Raw genomic sequence first — 13,606 nt, 5'->3', positions numbered from 1 at the left:
CCTACTCCTCCTCCAGGACCTCCGCGAGGAGTGAGTAGGCCGTGGCCACGAACGGGTCGCCGGCACGGAACCGGCGGGTGCACAGGGCAGCCAGAGCCGTGCCGGTGTCCGGCCGGAAGCCCACGAACGTCTGCTGACCCATGGTCGCCCCGCCGTGGAAGTACATGGGCCCGCGATCGGTGGGGTGGCGGAACCAGGCGACCGTGTGCACGTGCCGGTGCCCCGGACCCCGTCGCAGCACCGGAGTGCGTACGGACAGCAACGCGTCGGCGAGGGGGCCGCGGGGCGGATCGAGGTGCGCTTCGAGGAAGGTGAGCAGGTCGCGAGGCGTGGCGCGCAAGGCACACGCGGCCGGGAAGCCACCGGCGTCGAAGGCGCGAACGGCTGTGCGGCCGTCCTTGCCATGTCCCACGGCGTCCACGCCGGGGCCCAGGGGCCGGGTGCCGGTCTCGCTCAGGGCGAGGGGGCGCAGGACCTGCGCGGCCAGCAGTTCGTCCCAGTCCGTTCCGGCGGCCGCTGCGACGGCGTGCCCGAGCACCGCGACACCGAAGTCGGAGTAGTGCCAGCGCGTACCGGGCCGGTGTCGCGGACGGTGGCGCAGGAAGGCGTCGATCACGTACGGGGCGGGATAGCGGGCGTAGGGATTGGTGCGCCAGGCGGGCAGCGCCCGGACGAAGAAGTCGCGCGGCAGCGAGGGCAGCCCGGAGGTGTGGGTGACGAGATGCGCCGACGTCACCGGGGGCCGGCTCGGCCGCCCGGGGCGAGGCAGGCGACGGCCGGCTCACCCCCGACAGCGGGCCGTGCTGGATCAGCCGGGCCGGCAGCAGCCCGGTGAACGTCTTCGAGGCGGACCCGAGCTCGTAGCGCAGCCCGGGCCGGGGCACCGGCGGCGGCGCGGTGCCGCCGGAGCGGATGGTGCGTCGGCCGCGGAGGGAGACGGCGAAGACGACGTCGGGCGCGTCGCAGGCGTCGACGGCCTGCTCCAGTGGCGGTCCCAGGGTCGCGTCCTCCGGGGCCGCACCCGTCGCCGGCCCGCCGGACGCGCGCAGGTCGTCCTCGACGGTGCCCGGCCAGGGCATCAGCCGGCCCGTCATGACGGCGCGGCGTGCACCAGCTCGGTCAGGGCGTGGGAGGAGGCCAGTACGGAGGCGAACGCGGCGACCAGCGTCGGGTGGTAGACGACGTCGAAGACCTCGCCGGGATCGCCCTCGGGCATCGTGTGCACCGCGGGCATCGCGCCGTCAGGCTGTTGCGCGGCCGCGAACCCCGCCCAGGCCCGCTCGTCGAGCGTGGGCCGGGGCAGACAGGCGTCCACGACGAGCAGTTCACCGAGCAGGTCCCAGCGCTGGAGGTCCAGCCAGTCGTCGATCCAGGCCGGTAGCCACAGGGTGAGGTAGTCGGCGATGTCGGGCGGCAGGCCTTCCGGGTTCTCTCCCCAGTCGGTGAGGTGGAAGACGGTGTGCGTGATGGCGTAGCCGATGTGCCCCTCCACCGTCCAGGGCTCGGGGGTGCGCGCCAGCCAGGTCGTGGCGAGGGCCTCGGCCTCGGGTGGGCTGGGGGTCAGGCCGAAGCGGCGCTGGAACGCGGACAGGCCGAGCCGCCGGTTGGGTGTCACCTCCAGGGCCGACCAACTGCCGATCCGGTGGTTCAGGAGCGCGGCCCGTTCCAGCTCGGGCCGGCTGTACCCCAGTTCCCGGAACGGCAGGTACACCTCGAACGGGACGGGGGAGATCGGCTCGGTGCGCTGCCCTCGCACCAGCATGCGGCCGCCGTCCAGCGTCTCCCGCCACACGTGGTCCACCAGTTGCCGCGCCAGCTGGGCCTGCCGGGCCCCCGCGGCCCCCTCGCGGAACAGCACCTTGCAGATCAGGGCCAGTTCGCCGATCGGTTTGAAGCGCTCCAGGAAACCCACTTCGGGGTCGACGTCCGGCTCCAGACGGAATCCGTCGCGTTGGGACCACAGCCACTCCAGGGCGTGGACACCGACGGTGTGGATGAGTCGGGTGTCGGTCATCCGAGCGCTCCTTGTCCGTCGTACGGCATCCGGGTGACCTGTGTGCCGTACCGCATCCGTGTGTCCCGTGCATGCGGCCGTTCTGCGTCCCCCGCGCCCTCCCCGTCGACGCCCAGGGCGAAGTCGTCGCGGTGGGCAGCGATCCACGAGAGGGCCGTTTCCTCCACCTGCCGGACCTCCTGGACGTACGCCGCCGTCACACGAGCGCTCCTGCCCGCATCAGGCGTGCCGCCTCCACTTGGAGCGCGACGCGGGGGTCGTCGCCGCCCATCAACTGCACGAAGTCGAGGCCTGCCGCCAGCCCCAGGGTTTCCGGCACGCCGGGCAGCAGGGTGAGCCAGCGTCCGGCTCCGGCCGCCTGCTGCCAGTCCCTGCGGCGTACCGCCCGGACGAAGCCGCGGGCCACGTCGACCGGCCGTTGCCTCGCCATACGGGCGACGGGGCTGTCCTCTTCGGGCAGGGCCAGCATGGCCAGCACCGCGAGTTGGTGCGTCAGGAACCGCCAGTCCGACTCGAACAGCCAGGAGCCGTCCGGTTCCTCGGCGGGCCGGCCGGGAAAGGGCGCGTCAACCCCTCCCAGGCGCCGAAGGGTCCGGCGCATGGCCCAGTGGCTCCAGGCGATGGCAGGTGCGGCGTCGGCGCGGGGCGGGTAGGCCTCCACAGCCCGGGCGAACAGGGTGAGGTCCGTGTCGTCGGGCGGGGTGCCGCACAGGACGTTCGGCAGGAGCAGGTCGGCTCCCAGTACGCGTACGGCCGCGGTGAGGAGGCTCTGCGCACCACCGTCCACCGCCGTAAGGGTCGCCACTCGAGCGTGGTCTCCGCCACGAAGGGCGCACACCACGCCGGAAGCGAGGTCCTGCACCGTGCCCAGCAAGAGGGGCGAAGTGCCTGACTGCTCCATTTCGAGGTGCCTCAGCCCTTCTTCGGGCGCGGGGTCGGTGGAGAGAGCAGCACAGCTCCGCCCCCCGCGACGACCGCCAGCGCGGGGCATTCCCTGCTGTCGCGGAAGACACCGTCGGGTTCGGCGGGGTCGAGTGCTGCCTCGATGTCGACCTGGGCGAGCTCTTCGGCCACGTTCTCGGCGGAAGACATACCACCAACTCCTTCTGGGGTGTCGGTCAGTAACCCTCCTCCATGCAGTTCACCGAATCGGGCAAAGATATGCAAATCGACCAAGTTGCCCGAAAGTTGCATGGTTAAGAGGTCCGGTGATCAATCGACATGCAAGGGGGCGGTTCCGGGATGCGGGAACGTGATCCTGGGGCGACGATGGAGTCGGAGGCACTGTGATGGCCGTGCTCTTCTTCGACATCGGAGCGACCCTGGCCGATGCCCGCCCGGAGGCCGACGGTTCGCTGACGTTCCTGCCCAGACCGCGCGTCGTCGCCGTGCTCGACGCGTTCGGTGACGTACGCAAGGGCATCATCTCCAACCCCGGTCCGGAGGAAGGGGCCGTCCCACGGGCCGCGTCGGCCCTGCACGCGGCCTTCCCCGGCCGGTTCACGGACGACCGGCTCGTGCACTGGGGGCCCAAGGACAGCCGCCGGATCTTCGCGGACGCGGTGGCCGGCACGGCGGTCGAGGGGGCACCGGCGTCGGCCGCCGACGCCTGCGTCTTCGTCGGCGAGGACGCCCAGGAGCGCGCGTTCGCCAGGGAAGCGGGAATGCGCGTCGCGCCACATCCGGTCTTCACCCTCGCCGCCGTGGAGGACAGGCCTGTCTTCCACGCGCGGATCGAACTACCGCAGGGGAAGGGGCTGCCCGAGCTGACGGCGGTCGTGAACGCGACCGAGGCCGTTCCCCTGCGTGTCGCCTCCGCGCGGCTCGTTCTGGCGATGGTGAGCATGCGCGGCGCCGACGCGCTCGAACAGGCCGCATTCACGGTGGACTTGCGGGCACCGGTGGACGGTTCGCGGCCACGATCGCCCGCACCGTCACGGCCACCGCCCTGACACTCGCGGGCCTGTAACCCCCCAAGACCGCCGACAACGGGCCCGGCCCGCGGCAGGAGCATCCGTCATGACACATTCGATCGACCAACGGGACATGGAGTACGACCGGCTGACCGAGGCCGAGGGCGCCGGTGCGTTCCTCGAGGCGACCGACCGCGTGGCGGAGTCGGTGAACCACACCCTGATCGCCGAGAGCAGCAAGCTGAACCGCTTCACGGGGCATCTGACCGAGCTGCGCGTGGAGGGCGCGCCCGCCGCCCTGGCCGACAGGGCGGGCCGGGACGTCACGGATGGTGACTACATCGCCCGGGCCAAGGAGTACCTCTCCTCGGTGGCGGAGGCGATCGGCTTCGCCGCCAGGGAACCCGCGGAGTTCGTTGCCGATCCGAAGGTGACGGTCACCAGCGGCGGCATGCGCGTGGTCAGCCTGCAGCAGACGCTCAACGGCATCGAGGTGTGGGGCATGGCCCCGAAGGTGTGGCTGCGCGAGGACGGCACGGTGGACCGGGTCGTCGGCGACACGGCGAGCGTGTCGGCCGACGTCCCCACGATGCCGCGGGTGCCGGCCGAGACGGCCCTGGCGGTCGCCGCCGCGAAGGCAGCCGAACCTGTCACGGTCGAAGGTCCGTTCGGTACCGACGAGCTGCCCGCCCTGGACGCCCCGGCCGCCTTCACACGGCTGACGTACCAGACGCGCAACGACCAGCCGATGACGTTCGAGGCGGGCCCCTTCGACGAGGCGATCCCCGCCCGGCTGTTGTACGTCAACATGGGGCCGGTCGTCCGTCTCGCCTGGGCGTTCAAGTTCTCCCGGGCCCACCTGGCCGTGCAGTACCAGGCGCTGGTGGCGGCCGACGAGCCCCCGCGGGACGGAGCGGCGCCCCAGATCCTGTACTTCCAGAACCTGACCAGCCATGTCTCGGGACGAGTGTTCCGGCGCAACCCGGCCGAGAGCAGTTTCGACGAGGTCGCCTTCCCCCTGCCGCTGAGCGACTACCCCACCCTGCCACCGCCGGACCTGGCGCCCGGGTTCCCCGGCGCTTGGACCAGTCAGGAGAACGGGCATGTGTCGACGGTCGGCAACAACGTGCTGGCCGTCGACGGGACCACCGAGCGGGCCGTCGAGGTCGAGCTTCCCATGGCGGGCAACGCGGTGTTCGCCCCGCAGCCCGACACGCCCGAGCAGTTCGTCACCAACATCTTCTTCTTCTGCAACTACATGCACGACTTCTTCGTGACCCTCGGATTCACGGAGGAGCACGGCAACTTCCAGACCGTCAACGTCTCGGGCGTGGGCCAGGGCGCCGACCCGGTCATGGCCTTCGCCCACCCCGGGCCGGTCGAGGGCACGGCCAACATGACCACCCGGGCCGACGGCGTGGCGGCGGTGATGAACATGGGCATGGTCGCCGGCACCGGCAGACACACGGCCAACGACGCGGACGTCGTCTTCCACGAGTTCGTGCACGGGGTGACCAACCGGCTCGTGGGCGGTCTGCACGACGCCAACGGCCTGCGCGAGCGCCAGTCACTTGCCATGGGCGAGGGCTGGTCGGACTTCTTCGCCCTCACCACCCGCAACATCTCCCAGGACGAGGAACGCACCGTCCTCGGCAACTGGGTGATCCGCGACGAGAAGGGCATCCGCCAGCGGCCGTACGACACGCAGTACCCGGGCGGGTTCGGGGACATCGGCAAGGGACGGGGGCAACTCGCGGGCGAACTGGACTACACGAAGATCCACAACGTCGGCGAGATCTGGAGCGCCGCCCTCATCGAGATGACCCGCCGGGTTGTCGCGGCCCTCGGCAGCAAGGAGGCGGGCTACCGCATCACCTGGCAGGCCGTCGTCGACGGACTGAAACTCACCCCCAAGAACCCGACGTTCCTCACCGCCCGCGACGCGATCCTGCGCGCCCTCAAGGACTTCGAGGGCAGCCGGCTCACCGAGGACGAGTACACCGCCGTACGCGACGCCGCGTGGCAGGGCTTCGCCCACTTCGGCATGGGCTTCGACGCCTCCTGCCCCAACGCGTCCTTCACCGGCTGCCAGGCCGGCACCCAGCCGCCTCCGGAAGGGCACGACGACTAGGGCCTCTCGTTTGACCCTAGGCCTGTCCGGCGACTGTGCCGCAGACGCGGGGCTCGGCACGTCCAGCTGCCGCGTCGTCGTCGGCGGTTGCGCGTCTCTCCGCGGCCTCTGGTGGTCGCTTCGCATCACCCTGACCCGCGTCGACCGACGCACGGCCGGCACCCGTTGAGCCTCGCTCCGGGGGCCGGCTCCTTTGTCGTGGCCGTCGCCTCGGCGAGACGTCCACCACAGTCCATACAGGGTTATGGCTGCTCGGGGTAGTCGGGTTCTGAAACAGTCGCTCACAAGACAGACAGTTGCCGTTTGACAACTATGGTCACGAGGCAACAAAGTAACCGTGACGGACGTGCACGGGGAAGGAGCAGGTATGTTCCGGTGGACGGACGCCACTCCGTGCTCTGGCCGCCGACGCCGACAGGCGTCCGCGAGCCCGGCGTCGCGACGACAGACCTCCGCGAACTCGGTGCCGCGACGACGGCCTCAGGCCGTCCTGCTGCCGGAATCGTGGTCCTCGTCGTGTATCCGCGCCGCCGCCGCGTCACAGAACGCCTCCAGCCCCTGCAGCAGCGCCGTCCGCTTGGCGGCGGGCATCTGCTCCAGCACCGACCGCACCGCCGACTCCCGGCGCACCCGCAGATCGGCGAGGAAGGTACGGCCCCGGCCACTCAGGTGCAGGCGCACCTCGCGTCGGTCGCTCGGGCCCACCACGCGCTCCACGAACCCGGCCGCCTGCAACCGGTCGCACAGCCGACTGGTCGAGGGCGGCGTGGAGGCCAGGGAGTCGGCGAGGGTGCGCAGGTTGATGCCCTCGTGGTGCTCGAGGATCAGCAGCACGCGCAGCTGGGAGGCGGACGCGGGCGCGGTCGAGGCCCGGCCCCACAGGACTTCCAGCAGCTCCGCGGCGGTGGAGGTCACGCGTGCGACCTCGTCTGGCTCCGGGCGGGGGCGGAAGGTAGTCACTGTCACATTCTCGCAGGCACTGGGACGCTCGCCAGCGTACTAGGCGCGCGAGCCGACCGAGATGGCCGAGTGGGCCGGTCTTGTGAGCGAGCCCGTAGGTGTCCGGCGAAGGATTGGTGTTTTCCTCATCGTGAAGAGATTCGTTGCCGCTGAGCGTGCCCTGCGTACGGCGGCCCCCCACGAGTTGCTCGACGCCGTCCGTCGTGTACTGGCCGAGCAGTACACGGCGGACTCCGTCGAGCTTTACATGGCCGACTACGGTCTGACCGTGCTGCAACCGGTGTCGATGCTGCCGCACACGCTGGAGTCGGTGTCCGTGCACAACAGCCCGCCCGGCCGGGCCTTCGGCGCGCAGCAGCCGTACGTGGAGCCCCGGCGTGACGGCAAGGTGCGCGCCCACCTGCCCGTGTCCGTGCGCGGCGACCGGCTCGGCGTGCTGTCGGTGACCCTGCCCGGGCAGAGCGAACCGCGCGACTGCCTGGACGAACTGGCGCAGATCGCACAGGTACTGGGCCACGAGGTGTTCGTGGCCGAGCGCGACACCGACGTCTACCTGCAGGCGCGGCGCAAGGACCGGCTCACGCTGGCCGCAGAGATGCAGTGGCAACTGCTGCCGGGCCGCGCCAGCACTCGCGCCGAGTACGAACTCGGCGCCCAACTGGAGCCCGCGTACGCGATCTTCGGCGACAACTTCGACTGGTCCGCCACGGCCGACCGGCTCACCCTCTACGTCACCAACGGCATGGGTGAGGGCATAGAGGCCTCCCTGCTGACGAACCTGGCCATCAACGCCCTGCGCAACGCCCGCCGCGCGGGCATCCCCCTCGCCGACCAGGCCGCCCTGGCCGACCAGGCGATCTACGCCCACTACCGGGGCCGGTGCTACCTCTCCGTCCTCATGCTCGACTTCGAGCTCGCGACGGGACGGGCCCGGGTCGTGGACGCCGGGTCCCCGCGACTTCTGCGGCTGCGGCATGGCACGGTGGAGCGCGTCACCTTCGAGGCCCAACTCCCGTTGGGCATGTTCGAGGAGACCGACTATGTGGCACAGGAGTTCCAGGCCGAGCCGGGCGACCGACTCGTGTTCGTCAGCGACGGGGTCTACTCGGTCGCCTCCCCGGGCGGCGAGACCTACGGCGACACCGCCCTGGCCCGGGCGATCACGTCCACCCGTCTGCTGCCCGCCGCCGAGGTTCCACGGGCCATCCTGCGGGAACTCACCGGCCACCGGGGCAGATCCGCCCCGGACGACGATGCCCTGGTGGTGTGTCTCGACTGGCGCGGACGATGACCCGGACGGCGATCGCGCAAGCCCGCCCGGGGGTTCGCAAAGTCCGACCAGGACCGACGACCACGTGTTGTTCGCCCAGGAGCCCGGGCGTTAATGTTTGTCATACGGCAACAATCACCTGAGGACTGCCAAGCGGCGGGCCCCACCAGCCGACAGTACGAAGCAAGTGCGGAGGGAGACGGAACAGGTGCCGGAACAGGACACGGCCCACGAGCCGACGGAACAGCAGGTGGCCGCCTTCCTTGAGAGGCGCCGGGAGCAGATCGCCCAGCGCTGGGCGGACGCGGCGTTGTTCCGCACGGTCTTCACCGTCGCCCGCGACGAGGCGGTGGAGGCCTGCAAGGCCGTGGTGGACGCCCTGACCGACGTGGCCGTCGCGGGGCGCCTGGAGGACATCACGGCGCCCGGATTCGACAGGGCGCGCGACCAGTTGGGACGGATGGCCGCCTCGCGGACCCGTACGGGATCGAGCCCCTCCCAGATCGCGGACGAGGTCGCCGGCCTGCGTGTGTCGATCACGGAGCTGCTGCGCGGCGAGTTCACCGACCCGTCACAGGAGCAGGCCCAGGAGTGCGTGCTGGCCCTGAACCTGCTGATGGGCACCCTGCGCCTGGTGGTGATGGAGACGACACTCAGCGCCGGTCAGGAGCTCATCGAGCGACAGGAGCAGCAACTCCTCGAAGCCGCCACGCCTGTCATCAAGTTGTGGGAGGGCACTGTCGCCGTACCGCTGATCGGCACCCTGGACAGCGCGCGCAGCCAGGTGGTGATGGAGAGTCTGCTGGACGCCATCGTCGCCGAGCGGGCCCGGTACGCCATCCTCGACATCACCGGAGTGCCCACGGTCGACTCGCTCGTCGCCCAGCACCTGATGAAGACGGTGGCCGCGGCCCGGCTCATGGGCGCCGAGTGCATCGTCTCCGGCATCCGTCCCGCGATCGCGCAGACCATCGTCCAACTCGGCATCGACCTGGGATCCGTGCTGACCCGCGCCTCGCTGTCCGACGCCTTGGCCTACGCGCTCGGTCAGCAGGGCATCGAGGTGTCGCCCCGCCCGACGACGGGTGCGGGCCTGCGGTGAGCACTTCCTTCGGTCGAAGCACCCCCGTCCCGGTCCTGACGCTGGGGGACGTCCTGCTGGTGACCCTGCAGGGCGAGTTGCACGACGGGATGGCCGAGCAGCTGCAACAGGACATCACCGAGCGCATCTCGCAGAGCGGTGTCACCGGTCTGGTGATCGACATCTCCGGTGTGGAGATCGTCGACTCCTTCCTGGGCCGCGTCCTCGCGGAGATCGCCTCCGTCACCAGTCTGCTGGCGGCGCGCACCGTGCTGGCCGGCATGCGTCCCGCCGTGGCGATCACCCTGGTCGAGCTGGGGCTCACCCTGCCCGGACTGGTCACCGCCCTGGACGTCGAACGCGCCCTGGAGCTCCTCAAGGAGACGACGCCGACCATCCCACCCGCCTTCGAGGGGGGTCCCTGATGACGGCCTCCCGCCCCACCGCCACGACCAGCCTGCCGATCTGCTCCGACACCGATCTGGCGTGGGTGCGGCAGGAGGTGCGACAGACCGCAGGCGACCTCGGTTTCAGCCTCGTGCAGCAGACCAAACTGGTCACCGCGGCCAGCGAACTGGCCCGCAACACCCTCGTTCACGGCGGCGGCGGGCAGGTGGACATCACCCCCCTGAACAACGGGCCACGGCGCGGACTGCGGCTGACGTTCACCGACAACGGCCCCGGCATCCGCGACCTCGACCTGGCGATGACCGAGGGCTACACCTCCGGTGGCGGCCTCGGCCTGGGGCTCGGCGGAGCCAAGCGGCTCGTCCAGGAGTTCGCCGTCCACACCGAGCCCGGGCGGGGCACCACCGTGACCGTCGTCGCCTGGGCCGGCGTGGTCCCCGCCTCCCGTCCGGAGCCGCGATGAGCCGTGTGTGGGACATCCCGGTCCACGACTCCACGCGGGTGCGCGACGTGCGCGTGGCGGTCGAGGCGGCCTGTGCCCAGGCCCGCCTCGACCCGCGCCGCGCCGACGTCGCCGCCCTGGTGGGCACCGAGTTGGCGACCAACCTCGTCAAACACGCCGACGGCGGCCGTGTCGTGATCGAGCTCGTCGAGAGCCCGACCCCCGCCGCCGAACCTCGCAGGTCATCGGTGCAGGTCCTCTCGCTCGACCACGGCCCGGGCATCGCCGACGTCACCGCGGCCATGAGTGACGGCTACAGCACCGTCGACGCCTCCCTCGGCGCGGGCCTGGGCACCTGCCGGCGCATATCGAACGACTTCGACCTGCACAGCGTCCGAGGCCGGGGGACCGTCGCGGTGGCCCGCATCGACCACGAGCCCGCCCCCCGGCCCTCGGCGCGGCACCAGCCCCCGGACGCCCCCCGGGCGGGCGGGGTCAACCTCCCCCTCGCCCGGGACGCCCACTCCGGGGACGCCTGGGGCTGGGTACGCACCGACAGCCTCGTCACCCTCATGCTCGCCGACGGCCTCGGCCACGGCGCCAAGGCCGCCCACGCCTCCGACACCGCCGTGGAGGAGCTGCGCCGCGTCGCACACCTGTCGCCCACCGACATCCTGCGCCGCCTGCACACCGCCCTGCGGCCCACCCGGGGCGCGGCCGTCGCCGTGGCACAGGTGGACGTGCCGGCCGAACAGCTCCGCTTCGCCGGCGTCGGCAACATCGGGGCGCGCCTGCACACCGCGGGTCGTTGGCGTTCGCTCGTCTCGCGCCCCGGGATCGTCGGCGCGCACTTCCCGGCCACAGTCCCCGTGACCCAGCTGCCGTGGTCGGCCGAGGCACTGCTCGTGCTGCACAGCGACGGCCTGCCCAGCCGCTGGACACCCCCCGACGAACCGGAGCTCCTCACCCACACTCCCGCCGTGGTGGCCGCGGCCATCCTGCGGGACGCCAGCAGCGCCGCCCGCCCCCTGCGCGACGACACCAGCGTGGCCGTACTCGTCCCCGACCGCCGGATCCGTGCCCATGACCGCCGCCCCTGACACCTGGAAGATCAGCTCGGCCGCCGACGCGGCCCTCGCCCGGACGACCGTCGCCCTCCTCACGGCCGACGCCGACGTACCGGTGCTCGAACGCGCACGCTTCCTGACCGCCCTCACCGCGGGAATGCGGCGCTGCCTCGGCCAGGGAGGCACCTGGGAGCTGACCCTCACCCTCGACCAGCCCACCGCGGACACCGACGGGCAGCTGAACGTCACCCTGCGGCCCATCGGCCACTCCCAGCGGCGCCCACCCGCCACGGAGTTCACGCTCGCCTGTCGCCGGCCACTGCCGTCGCCCACGGCAGGACCGGACCACGCGGAGCTCGCCGACGGCCTCCTGGCCGCCGACGAGGACACCGCGGCCGTACTGGACAGACTGGACGAGACGGAGGAACTGCTCCGCGTCCACCGCGACGAACTGCACCAGACCAACCAGGGTGTACTGGCCCTGCACGCCGAACTCGACGCCGCGGCACTGGCCGAGCGCGAACTGCTCGACGCCGAACGGGCCGCCCGCACCCAGGCGGAGAGCGCACGCAGCCTGCTGACCTTCCTCGCCGACGCCAGCGCCGCCGTGACCGCCTCGCTCGACCGAGAGGCCATCCTGCACCGACTGCCCGAACTCCTCGTCCCCGAGTACGCCGACCACGTCGACGTCTGGCTCTTCGACGACGAGCCCACCCCCGGGGGCGGCGGCCGCCCCGCCGCCACGGTGACCGCCGCCCGCACCGGACGCCCCCAGCACGCCGCCGCCCACCCCGGCGACCTGCCCGGCGTCGACGACCTGCCGGCCTCGGTCCTCTCCCCGAAACGGCCGCTGCTGTGCATCCCGCTCACCGCCCACCGGATGCTGGGCGTCCTCACCCTGACCGCGCCCGGCCCCCGCTTCGACCCCGACGCCTCGGTCATGCTGATCGAGCTGGCCCGCCGCACCGCCATCGCCCTCGAGAACGCCCGCCGCTACGAACAGCACCGGGACACCGCCGAAGCCCTCCAGCGCGCCCAGCTCACGGACCTGCCCACCGTCGAGGGCCTGCTCCTGGCCGCCCGCTATCTGCCTGCCACCCGCGGCCTCAACATCGGCGGCGACTGGTACGACGCCTTCACACAGCCTGACGGAAGCCTGCTCGCCGTCATAGGGGACGTCACGGGGCACGGGCTGCACGCGGCCGTCATGATGGGGCAACTGCGCACCGCGCTACGGGCGTACGCCGTCGAGGGCGACAGTCCCGGCCGGATCCTCACCCGTCTGCACCACATGCTCTGCCACCAGCAGCCCGAGTTGTACGCGACCGCCGTCATCGCCCGCTTCCGGCCCGGCGACCCCGAGGTTCTCTGGGCCGCCGCCGGGCATCCGCCCCTGGTGGTGCGGGCCCCCGACGGCACGGTGCGGGTCCTGGACGCCAAACCGGGAATCATGCTGGGCGTCCCCGTCCCCTACGAATACGAGGACCACGCCCTCTTCCTCTCGTCCGGCTCGACCGTGGCCCTCTACACCGACGGCCTCGTCGAGCGGCGGTCCGACGGCATCGACCCCGGCATCGACCGACTCGCCCACACCCTCGGCTCGCTGGGCACCACCGAGTTGGAGCAGGATCTGGACGCGTCCGCCGAGTCCCTGCTCAAACCCATGCTGCACGGATCCGAACGGGACGACGACGTCTGCCTGCTGCTCTGCCACACCACCCCGGTACCCGAGCCGGCCGGTGTGCCTCACTCCCCATCGACCAAGCCCGCGGAACCCGCGGCGGGCGGTGGCCCACCGCCGTCCTGAGCCGCGAGGAACGCCCGCATTCCGTGACGCAGCGCAGCCCGCTCGGCGGACCCCATCCGCGCCAACGCCGTTGCCAACGCCTGCGCCCGTCGCTCGGCGATGTCGTCGAGCACGTGGTGGCCGTGCGGGGTGAGAGCCAGCCGCACCTCGCGACGCCGCTCGGGATGCAGCGCCCGCTCCAGCAGACCCGCCGCCTCCAGCCGGTCGCACAGCCGGCTGGCGGTGGGCAGCCCGGTCTCCAACCGTTCCGCCAGGGCCGTCAGATTCAGTCCCGGCGACGACTCCAGGGCCCGCAGGGCACGCAGCTGGTGCTGGGAAAGCCGTAGAGCCGCCTGCTGGGCGGCCAGGGTCCACAGGTTCGTCAGGCTCTCCACGGCATCCGCCATCTCCAGGGCGACGGCCTCCGGGCCGTCGCCCGAACCCCTCACCTGGTCATCGCGGGGATCGCCGAGATGAGTCACGAACACATCACTTTCAGCAAACTCCAGGGGTTAAGAGTGTCACCTTCATTCA

At 71.6% G+C, this 13,606-nt stretch carries 15 protein-coding genes; 8 read left to right on the top strand and 7 right to left on the bottom strand.

Going from position 1 to position 13,606, the window contains the following annotated elements; genetic code table 11:
• Position 1: 1 nt before the first annotated feature.
• The 5 genes from AC067M_RS18030 to AC067M_RS18010 all read right to left on the bottom strand — a co-directional run bounded on the left by AC067M_RS18030 (position 2) and on the right by AC067M_RS18010 (position 3,106).
• On the bottom strand, positions 2 to 736 hold the full coding sequence (locus AC067M_RS18030; protein ID WP_478697951.1) for a serine hydrolase domain-containing protein: 735 nt from the start codon (positions 734 to 736) through the stop codon (positions 2 to 4).
• A gap of 354 nt (positions 737 to 1,090) precedes the next feature.
• Positions 1,091 to 2,014 (bottom strand): DUF6895 family protein, encoded by a 924-nt coding sequence (locus tag AC067M_RS18025; RefSeq protein ID WP_478697950.1) that lies wholly within the window; start codon positions 2,012 to 2,014, stop codon positions 1,091 to 1,093.
• Entirely contained in the window at positions 2,011 to 2,214 is a 204-nt protein-coding gene (locus AC067M_RS18020; RefSeq protein ID WP_478697949.1) for a hypothetical protein, read from the bottom strand. The genes AC067M_RS18025 and AC067M_RS18020 overlap by 4 nt, the downstream gene beginning before the upstream one ends.
• A complete protein-coding gene (locus tag AC067M_RS18015) occupies positions 2,211 to 2,915 on the bottom strand; it encodes a hypothetical protein (protein WP_478697948.1) in 705 nt (234 codons plus the stop codon). Before AC067M_RS18015 ends, AC067M_RS18020 begins: the two co-directional genes overlap by 4 nt.
• 11 nt (positions 2,916 to 2,926) lie before the next feature.
• The gene (locus AC067M_RS18010) at positions 2,927 to 3,106 is read right to left on the bottom strand and encodes a hypothetical protein (protein WP_478697947.1); all 180 of its coding nucleotides are present in this window, start codon (positions 3,104 to 3,106) and stop codon (positions 2,927 to 2,929) included.
• A 197-nt stretch (positions 3,107 to 3,303) separates the two neighbouring features.
• Here AC067M_RS18010 and AC067M_RS18005 point away from each other — a divergent pair, with 197 nt between their 5' ends.
• Positions 3,304 to 3,966: an HAD family hydrolase gene (locus tag AC067M_RS18005; protein WP_478697946.1), complete on the top strand. Its 663-nt coding sequence runs from the start codon at positions 3,304 to 3,306 to the stop codon at positions 3,964 to 3,966.
• A 67-nt stretch (positions 3,967 to 4,033) separates the two neighbouring features.
• The gene (locus AC067M_RS18000) at positions 4,034 to 6,058 is read left to right on the top strand and encodes a M36 family metallopeptidase (RefSeq protein WP_478697945.1); all 2,025 of its coding nucleotides are present in this window, start codon (positions 4,034 to 4,036) and stop codon (positions 6,056 to 6,058) included.
• Positions 6,059 to 6,538: 480 nt separating this feature from the next.
• Here the strand turns inward: AC067M_RS18000 and AC067M_RS17995 are convergent, their stop codons facing one another.
• The gene (locus AC067M_RS17995) at positions 6,539 to 7,024 is read right to left on the bottom strand and encodes a MarR family winged helix-turn-helix transcriptional regulator (RefSeq protein WP_478697944.1); all 486 of its coding nucleotides are present in this window, start codon (positions 7,022 to 7,024) and stop codon (positions 6,539 to 6,541) included.
• Positions 7,025 to 7,148: 124 nt separating this feature from the next.
• On the opposite strand from AC067M_RS17995, the gene AC067M_RS17990 reads away from it, so the two are divergent.
• The 6 genes from AC067M_RS17990 (at position 7,149) to AC067M_RS17965 (ending at position 13,093) form a co-directional block, all read left to right on the top strand.
• Complete coding sequence (locus AC067M_RS17990; RefSeq protein ID WP_478697943.1) at positions 7,149 to 8,309, top strand: PP2C family protein-serine/threonine phosphatase; 1,161 nt, start codon at positions 7,149 to 7,151, stop codon at positions 8,307 to 8,309.
• Between the two features lie 187 nt (positions 8,310 to 8,496).
• Positions 8,497 to 9,390 (top strand): STAS domain-containing protein, encoded by an 894-nt coding sequence (locus AC067M_RS17985; RefSeq protein ID WP_478697942.1) that lies wholly within the window; start codon positions 8,497 to 8,499, stop codon positions 9,388 to 9,390.
• Complete coding sequence (locus AC067M_RS17980) at positions 9,387 to 9,794, top strand: STAS domain-containing protein (RefSeq protein WP_478697941.1); 408 nt, start codon at positions 9,387 to 9,389, stop codon at positions 9,792 to 9,794. Before AC067M_RS17985 ends, AC067M_RS17980 begins: the two co-directional genes overlap by 4 nt.
• Positions 9,794 to 10,240 (top strand): anti-sigma regulatory factor, encoded by a 447-nt coding sequence (locus tag AC067M_RS17975; RefSeq protein WP_478697940.1) that lies wholly within the window; start codon positions 9,794 to 9,796, stop codon positions 10,238 to 10,240. The genes AC067M_RS17980 and AC067M_RS17975 overlap by 1 nt, the downstream gene beginning before the upstream one ends.
• Positions 10,237 to 11,319, top strand: coding sequence for a SpoIIE family protein phosphatase (locus AC067M_RS17970; protein WP_478697939.1), 1,083 nt, complete (start codon positions 10,237 to 10,239; stop codon positions 11,317 to 11,319). Before AC067M_RS17975 ends, AC067M_RS17970 begins: the two co-directional genes overlap by 4 nt.
• The gene (locus tag AC067M_RS17965; protein ID WP_478697938.1) at positions 11,303 to 13,093 is read left to right on the top strand and encodes a PP2C family protein-serine/threonine phosphatase; all 1,791 of its coding nucleotides are present in this window, start codon (positions 11,303 to 11,305) and stop codon (positions 13,091 to 13,093) included. Before AC067M_RS17970 ends, AC067M_RS17965 begins: the two co-directional genes overlap by 17 nt.
• Here the strand turns inward: AC067M_RS17965 and AC067M_RS17960 are convergent.
• Complete coding sequence (locus tag AC067M_RS17960) at positions 13,033 to 13,554, bottom strand: MarR family winged helix-turn-helix transcriptional regulator (protein ID WP_478697937.1); 522 nt, start codon at positions 13,552 to 13,554, stop codon at positions 13,033 to 13,035. The genes AC067M_RS17965 and AC067M_RS17960 overlap by 61 nt on opposite strands.
• Positions 13,555 to 13,606: the final 52 nt, after the last annotated feature.

Source organism: Streptomyces sp. NPDC043427 (assembly GCF_056436655.1).
Note: the sequence above shows the minus strand (reverse complement) of the source record. Positions and strands in the feature narration are given on the sequence as shown.